Origin of the sequence: Mycolicibacterium vaccae NBRC 14118 = CIP 105934, assembly GCF_001552715.1 — a bacterium.
Lineage (GTDB): Bacteria > Actinomycetota > Actinomycetes > Mycobacteriales > Mycobacteriaceae > Mycobacterium > Mycobacterium vaccae.
Genome location: NZ_BCRS01000246.1, coordinates 1 through 5,667 on the forward strand (window position 1 = coordinate 1; position 5,667 = coordinate 5,667).

General features: G+C 70.9%; 5 protein-coding genes. 3 read left to right on the forward strand and 2 right to left on the reverse strand.

The window, feature by feature from the left end; all coding sequences use genetic code 11:
- Positions 1-782, forward strand: a 782-nt coding sequence (locus MVA01S_RS28255; protein WP_060941790.1) for a sulfurtransferase, incomplete at its 5' end; no start/stop codon positions are given.
- Between the two features lie 33 nt (positions 783-815).
- Here the strand turns inward: MVA01S_RS28255 and MVA01S_RS28260 are convergent.
- Both MVA01S_RS28260 and MVA01S_RS28265 read right to left on the reverse strand, forming a co-directional pair.
- A complete protein-coding gene (locus MVA01S_RS28260; protein ID WP_003929695.1) occupies positions 816-2,114 on the reverse strand; it encodes an MFS transporter in 1,299 nt (432 codons plus the stop codon).
- Positions 2,111-2,944: a sulfurtransferase gene (locus tag MVA01S_RS28265; protein ID WP_003929694.1), complete on the reverse strand. Its 834-nt coding sequence runs from the start codon at positions 2,942-2,944 to the stop codon at positions 2,111-2,113. The genes MVA01S_RS28260 and MVA01S_RS28265 overlap by 4 nt, the downstream gene beginning before the upstream one ends.
- Before the next feature lie 232 nt (positions 2,945-3,176).
- Here MVA01S_RS28265 and MVA01S_RS28270 point away from each other — a divergent pair, with 232 nt between their 5' ends.
- Together MVA01S_RS28270 and MVA01S_RS28275 are read left to right on the forward strand one after the other, a co-directional pair.
- Positions 3,177-4,040, forward strand: coding sequence for a sulfurtransferase (locus MVA01S_RS28270; RefSeq protein WP_003929693.1), 864 nt, complete (start codon positions 3,177-3,179; stop codon positions 4,038-4,040).
- 21 nt (positions 4,041-4,061) lie between these two features.
- Positions 4,062-5,471 carry an NtaA/DmoA family FMN-dependent monooxygenase gene (locus MVA01S_RS28275; protein WP_003929692.1) on the forward strand — a complete coding sequence of 470 codons (1,410 nt, stop codon included), beginning with the start codon at positions 4,062-4,064 and terminating at the stop codon, positions 5,469-5,471.
- Positions 5,472-5,667: the final 196 nt, after the last annotated feature.

The following is a 5,667-nucleotide window of genomic DNA, read 5'->3' on the forward strand; positions in this document are numbered from 1 at the left end:
CCGGCGAGCCGGTCACGCTGCTGGATGTCCGGTGGACGCTGGCCGAACCGGACGGCACCGCCGCCTACCAGGCGGGGCATCTGCCGGGGGCGGTGTACGTGTCGCTGGACGACGAGCTGTCCGACCACAGCGTGCCCGGCCGCGGCCGTCACCCGCTGCCGTCCGGCTCCGCACTGCAGGCCGCGGCCCGCCGCTGGGGAGTGCGCCGCGGCGTGCCCGTGGTGGTCTACGACGACTGGAACCGTGCGGGGTCGGCGCGCGCGTGGTGGGTGCTGACCGCCGCCGGCATCCCGGACGTACGCATCCTCGACGGCGGCCTGGCCGCCTGGACAGGTGAACTTCACACCGGCACAGAGGTTCCCGAGCCCGGCGACGTCACCGTCACACACGACGACCTCTACCACGGCGCGCGCAGGACGATCGCCGCCGACGACGCACTCGGCACACCGACACTGCTGGATGCGCGGCCCCCGGAGCGCTACCGCGGGGACAGCGAAACCGTCGACCCCGTCGCCGGCCACATCCCCGGCGCGGTCAACCTGCCGAGCACCAGCCTGCTCAGCGGCGACGGCACGCTGCTGCCCGACGCCGACCTGACGGACCTGTTCGACACGCGTGGGGTGGGCGCCTCGGACGTCGCGGTCTACTGCGGATCCGGGGTGACCGCGTCGCTCGTCGTCGCGGCGCTGGCCACCGCGGGCGTCGACGCCGCGCTGTTCCCGGGGTCCTGGTCGCAGTGGAGTTCGGAGCCGGCCCGGCCGGTGGCCCTCGGCAGCGAGTGATCGCGGCCCGGCCCGCCGCACGACTGCGGAGTGTTACGACTGCGGGTTCTCCGCGTCGTAGTCCTTGAACGACGGCGTCCGCCGGGTCAGCACCCAGGTCAGCAGGATCATCACCAGACCGCCTGCCAGCAGCGGACTCCAGACGAACAGCACGCTGGCCACCGCGCCGCTGACCACGTCACCGACCCGCGGGCCGCCCGTGACGATCAGCGTGTACAGGCTCTGCACCCGGCCGCGCAGATGGTCGGGCACCGCGGCCTGCAGCATCGCCATCCGGTAGATCGCCCCGATGTTGTCGACGGCGCCGCCGACCGCGAGCACGGCTGCCAGCGCGGCGACCCCGACGACGTTCGTGCCGTCGGGATGCGGGTGCAGCGCCGCGACGAGCACCACCACGCCTGCGGCCACGATGGTCGCCCCGTAGACGTAGGTGACGATCAGGATGGCCTGACCCTGCCGCCGGATCGCGCCCGTCCAACCGGAGAACAGCGCGATCGTCACGCTGCCCACGGCGGACGCCGCCGACAGCACTCCGACCGTGGTCACCCCGCCGCCGAGAGTGACCGCGCCCAGCGCGGGAAACAGCACCCGAGGCTGGGCCAGGCCCATCGCGATCGCATCGAGCGTCAGACTGAACCGGACGTTGCGCGCGCGACGCAGGAACGCGACGCCGTCGAGCACAGCGCGCAGCGGATTCGCCTGCGTCGCGTCCACCGGACGCAGCGCGGGCAGCGTGAACACCCCGAGGAACGCCGCGGTGTGCAGCGCGACGTCGATCAGGTAGGCGGTGTGGAAGCCGCCCGCGTTGACGGCCGCCGCGGCCGACAGCGGACCGAGCGTGGCCATCAGACCCATGTTGATGCCGTTCAGCGCACCCGCCGCCGGCAGCAGATGCGCCGGAAGGAGCCGGGGGATGATCGCCCGCCGGGTGATGCCGCCGACGGTGCCCGCGGCGGCGTTGACGGTCGCCGCGGTGTAGAGCACCCACAGCGACGTGCCGCCGAGCAGTGCGTGCACGGCCAGCGCCAGGATCGCCAGCCACGACACCACCGAGGCGATCCAGGCGACGCGGCGGCGGTCGAACCGGTCGGCCAGCGTGCCGCCGTACAGGCCGGTGATGATGATCGGGCCGAGCGCGATGCCGGCGATCAGAGCCACCGCGAACGTCGACGCGGTGATCGCGTACACCTGCAACGCGACCGCGATGACGGTCATCTCCTGACCGATGCTTCCCAGCGCGGTGCCGATCCAGAGCCGGGTGAAGGCGCGGCTGTGCCGGAACGGTGAGATGTCCAGAAGCAGACGCCTTCTCCCGGTTTCGGGCGGGGTCACCGCACGAGCACGCGGGACGGATCGGAGGACCACTCCGATGCGGAGCCGACATACAGCCGGGCCGTGACACCGAGCACCGACAGCACGAAGACCTCGAGCGCGGCGGCCACCCCGGTGCCGCAGTACGCCGCGGGCTCGTCGCCCGCGCGGATCCCGAGCGCGGCGAAGCGCTCCCGGAGTTCCGCGTCGGGCAGCAGAAAGCCTGCCGCATCGAAGAATCCGGCGACCGGTGCGCTGCGCGCCCCGGGAATGTGGCCGGCCCCCGGGTCGGTGGGGTGGGAGAACCTGGCTGCGGGCCGCGCGTCCAGGAGCAGGCCGCGGTCGGCGAAGGACGGCACGTCGGCGACCTCGACGACCGGCAGGCCGCCCGGGGTGACGACGAAGTCACTGTCGGGACGGGACCCGTCGGAGTCGCCGGACTCCACCGGCCCCGGCCAGCCCTCCAGGCCGCCGTCGAGGATGCGCACCGAGTCGACACCGGCCCACTTGAGCAGCCACCAGGCCCGGGCCGGGGCGGGGGAATGCGCCGCCCCGTAGACCACCACAGGGGTGGAGGCGCCGATGCCCCAGCGCCGCACCGTCTTCTCGAACTCCACGGCGCCGGGCAACGGCCGCCGGCCGTTTCGGCCGGTGCTGGTGCCGGCCAGATCGGTGTCGACGTCGACGAACAACGCGCCGGGCAGATGCGCGGACAGGAAGGCGTCGTGATCGGCGCGATCGGCCGGCATCACGTGCCGTACATCCAGCACGACCGTCTCGGGTCGCCGGTCCAGCCACGTCTGCAGCTCGGCCGGTCCGATCAGGTGGGCGGTGCGGCCCGCCTCACTCATGTGTGCTCCCTTGCGTAAGTACGTCACAGATTATGTTTCAAGACAAAGCGATCAGGCCGTCCGGCGGATAAAACTACGCCAGATCACCCGGACCGGACCAGACCCGCGGTACTTATTCTCGCGGTAAGGGAAACTATGGTCCCGCAAGTGGCCGGCGTCTTTAATGTGCTTGCACAACAACGAGTCTTGTATCAAAAGCTTGTATCAAAGCACATGTGACAAAGGGACGCAGATGAGTCTGATCACCCAGAGCGTGATCTCCGTGGAGGACCTCGACGCGCGCCTGGACGATCCGCAGCTGGCGGTCATCGAGGTGTACGCCTCGGCCCCGGACCGGCCGTTGATCCCCGGCGCCCGCGCCGTGTTCTGGAAGGATCTCGCGTGGCATCCGCTGAAGCGGGAGCTGGCGACCGGCGCCGAACTGTCCGAGCGGCTCTTCGCGCTGGGCGCCGGTGAGGGCTCGCGGATCGTGCTGGCCGGCGACCCGACGCAGTTCGCAGCCTATGTGCTGTGGGTGTTGCGGGTGCGTGGCTATACCGACATCGCCTATCTCGACGGCGGATTGGAGGCCTGGCGGGCCGCCGGAGTCGGGACCGCCGGCGAGCGCACCGTCGCGCGCACCCCGGCCACCTCCCCGCTGGCCGTGCCGGAACCGACGGCCGCGCAGGAACATTTGCGGATCGGCCGCGACGACGTGCTGGCCCTGCTCGGCCGCGACGACGTCGTGATCCTGGACTACCGCACCCCCGAGGAGTACAGCGGCGCGCGCGTCAGCGGTCCCAACGCCCCCATCGACCACGGCGCCGAACGCCACGGCCGCATCCCGGGGGCCAGACATCTGTTCTTCCGCGACCTGCTCGACGGCACCGGACGGCTGCGCGACCGCGCCGAACTGCAACGCATCGTCGACGAAAAGGTCGGAGGGACAGGGTCATCGAAAGACAAGACGATCATCGTCAACTACTGCCGTCTGTCGCACCGCTCCACCCTGGGCTGGATCGCCCTGTCCGAGATCCTGGGCCTGGACAACGTGCGGGTGTACGACGGCTCCTGGACCGAGTGGGGAAGCATCGTCGGCTTCCCCGTAGAAAAGTAGCAGCGAGATAGAGGCTAAAATATGACTTTCCCGCACGATTCGATCACCCTGAATCTCAACCTGATTCCGGGCGGCGTGTTCCCCGGCGCATGGCGCGCCGGCGACGGCGATGCTCGCCGGTACAGCAGCCTCGAGCACTACATCGAGGTGGCCGAGATCGCCGAACGCGGCAAGTTCGACGCCGTGTTCCTCGCCGACACCCCGGTGTGGCGGTACCGCGGCGAGTACCGCCCGTTCCGGGGCCTCGACCCCACGCTGGCCTTCGCCGCGATCGCACAGCACACCAGCCACATCGGGCTGGTCGCCACCGGGTCGAGTTCGTACAACTCGGCCTACAACCTGGCGCGGCGGATCTCCACACTCGACCACATCAGCAACGGGCGCGCCGCGTGGAACATCGTGGCCACCAACGGCGACGACGTCGCCCGCAACTTCGGTCGCGAACACGGACTCGACCACGACGCGCGATACCGGCGCGCCCACGAGTTCGTCGAGGCCGTCAAGGCACTGTGGGACGGCTGGGCCGACGACGCGTGGGTGGCCGACCGTGACACCGGGACCTACGTCGACGAAGCCCGCATCCGGGCCGTCGACTACGTCGGTGAACACGTCACCACCGCTGGGCCGCTTCCGCTTCCGCGTTCGCCGCAGGGGCATCCGGTGTTGGTGCAGGCCGGTTCGTCACCCGACGGCATCGGCCTGGCGTCCCGGTTCGCCGACGCCGTGTACACGGTGCAGCCGACCATCGAATCGGCGATCGCGTTCCGCAACACCGTCCGCGACCGCGCCAAGGAATGGGGCCGCAACCCCGACACCATCAGGGTGCTTCCCGGGCTCATCACCTTGGTGGCGCCGACCGAGGCCGAGGCCCGCGAGCGGGAGATCGAACTGCGCGAGCTGCACACCGAGCGGTTCGCGATCAACGCTCTGGCCCTTCAGGTCGGGGTCCCGGTCGAGGCACTCGACCTCGACAAGGAACTGCCGTGGGACCTGGTGCCCGCCGACGGCGAACTCGGCGCGCAGGGAGGGCATTTCGCGGCACTGATCAGCACCGCGCGCCGGGAGAAGTACACGGTCCGCCAGATCCTGGCCCGCCAGGGCGGCGGCCTGACCCACGTCACCGCGATCGGCGCCCCCGAACAGGTCGCCGACCAGATCGAGACCTGGGTGCAGGCGGGTGCGGCCGACGGCTTCAACATCATGGCGGCCAAACTCCCGGACGTGGCAGCCGAATTCGTCGACCACGTGGTGCCGATCCTGCAGCGCAAGGGGCTGTTCCGCACCGACTACCCGGGCACCACGCTGCGCGACACCCTCGGACTGGAGCGCCCGGGCGACGGCTTCGAGGACTACGTGCCTTCGGGGGAGCGCCTGCACACCGCGGGCGGGAGTGGGGCGGGAAAGGTACGGCAGGAGGCAGCGTTCGGCTGACGCCGACGCACACCGGCTGATGACCGTCCTCGAAACCTCGCCCACCAGCCCGCCCGGCGCCGACGCCGCGGTGGCGCAGGACGCCACGCGCGTCCCGCCGCCCCGCGACGCCGGCCGCTGGGCCGGTGTTGCGTACCAGTTCCGCTACATCGCGGAGAAGCTGTTCGCGGCGGTGGTGGTGCTGTGGCTGGGGGGG